The 1,751-nt window shown below is 44.7% G+C and carries 1 protein-coding gene; it reads right to left on the bottom strand.

The features are described 5' to 3' along the window. Positions 1-154: 154 nt before the first annotated feature. A complete protein-coding gene (locus tag F6K20_RS37055) occupies positions 155-1,489 on the bottom strand; it encodes a glutamine synthetase family protein (RefSeq protein WP_287298203.1) in 1,335 nt (444 codons plus the stop codon). Positions 1,490-1,751: the final 262 nt, after the last annotated feature.

Below are 1,751 nucleotides of genomic sequence, written 5' to 3'. Positions count from 1 at the left end.
TAGCTTGAGTGCTGATGGGATTGTTGGTCCTCAAACATGGAAGTTATTAGTGGAGCAAAGTGGCTGCTTATAGATGAAAAGGTCTAGATTAGTATTCAGGTATCAGGCGTGAAGCTGATACCTGAGGGCTGAATCCTCACGAATATCAATTAGCTCAATATCGCTCTAATAAAAGCTCGACTTCTTCCTCCAACTCAAAATCTTTCATTGCCTCCCACTCGGCTTTCTTTACCGCTATATAGGCTTGAGCCAATTCTACTCCTAAGGCATCCAATAGTACTTGATCAGCACTTAAGTTACCAATCGCTTCCCCTAAATTAGTTGGCAATAACTCAATACCCTTATGACTACGTTCTAATTCTGTCAAATGTCCTGGATCTACTGCTACGGATTCTCCCAATTCCATACTGTTACGAATTCCATCCAAGCCAGCCGCAATTACTGCTCCCAAGGCTAGATAAGGATTAGAAGAAGCATCAACAGTTTTCAGTTCAAAATTTGTTGGACTCTCACCGTCTGGGTTACTCGGTACCCTGACCGCAGCCTCTCGGTTATCGATTCCCCAACAACGGAACGCGCCACTCCAACAATGAGGGCGAATCCGTCGATAAGAATTAGTACTGGGTGTAGTTAGTGCCATTAAAGCTGGTAAATGCTGTAGAATTCCAGCAATAAACTGACAGGCGACTTGGGAAAGTCCCCCATCTCCTTCTGGATTGAGTAACAGGTTTTTCCCATCCCGCCATAGGCTGATATGGAGGTGACAACCATTACCCGCTTGGTCAGGTAGGATTTTGGGCAGAAATGAGGCAACCAGGTGATGTTGAAATGCGATCGCTTTTACTGTCTCCCGGAAGGCTATTTGTTGATCTGCCGCTGGTAGGGCTTGGGTGTACAGTATAGAAATTTCCTGTTGACCAGGACCACATTCTGGGTAATACTGCTCTACGGGCATCCCTTGCTCCACCAAGGCTTCAGCAATGTGGTCAATCACCTCTTGATGTTGATCCATTGCCAGCGTCGAGGCAAATACGGTATTGTCTACCGGTAGAATCCCCTCAGGGGTTGGCTGCAGCAGGTAAAACTCATTTTCAAATGCAGCAACCACTTGTAAGCCCTCACTTTCCGCTTCTGCTACCATCCTTTTGAGGAAGTTTCGGGGACAATACGGCCATGGGCTACCATTGTTGACCATATCCCCAAACACACGGGCATGACCAGGAGCATAGGGTAAGGGGGTTAAGGTTTCCCAATCCGGTACTAAGCGGATTTCACCGATGGGTCCCAAGCCACTGCCTGGGACTGGGACATCATACATCACCGGTAGAGCTTGCTGGGCTGCTGAAATGCCCACACCGTGCTTGAGGTAGTCTGGTAAGGTTTTCCAGTGGACTGCTTTACCACGGATGATGTTAGCATTGTCGCACCAGATGATACGCACAAATCGAATACCTAGTTCATCTATAGTGTTCAGGATTTTATTTTTCATTAAAAATTTTTTTTAAATTATTAGTTTTTAGGGTGTTTAACTAGTAGCAAATATCATCTCAAAAATCTAGACTCAGTATATAATAATTAATGGTTAATTGTTACTATTGTTAATAGTTAATGGTTAAAGTAATTAAGCATAAATCGGGTTTCTTAATATAATTACTGGATTTCAGCCTTTGATTTATAGCGATGCAGCGCGGTCTTGGGGGTTCCCCCCATGAGCGACTGCATCAAGACAAACAGAAACCCGGTTTGAAGGA

This window comes from Moorena sp. SIO2C4 (genome assembly GCF_010672485.1).
GTDB lineage: Bacteria > Cyanobacteriota > Cyanobacteriia > Cyanobacteriales > Coleofasciculaceae > Moorena > Moorena producens.
This window is presented reverse-complemented; position numbering and strand designations above follow the sequence as displayed.

Coding starts and splice junctions, on each gene's coding strand:
- F6K20_RS37055 (WP_287298203.1), bottom strand. CDS start 1,489: ATGAAAAATAAAATCCTGAACACTATAGATGAACTAGGTATTCGATTT.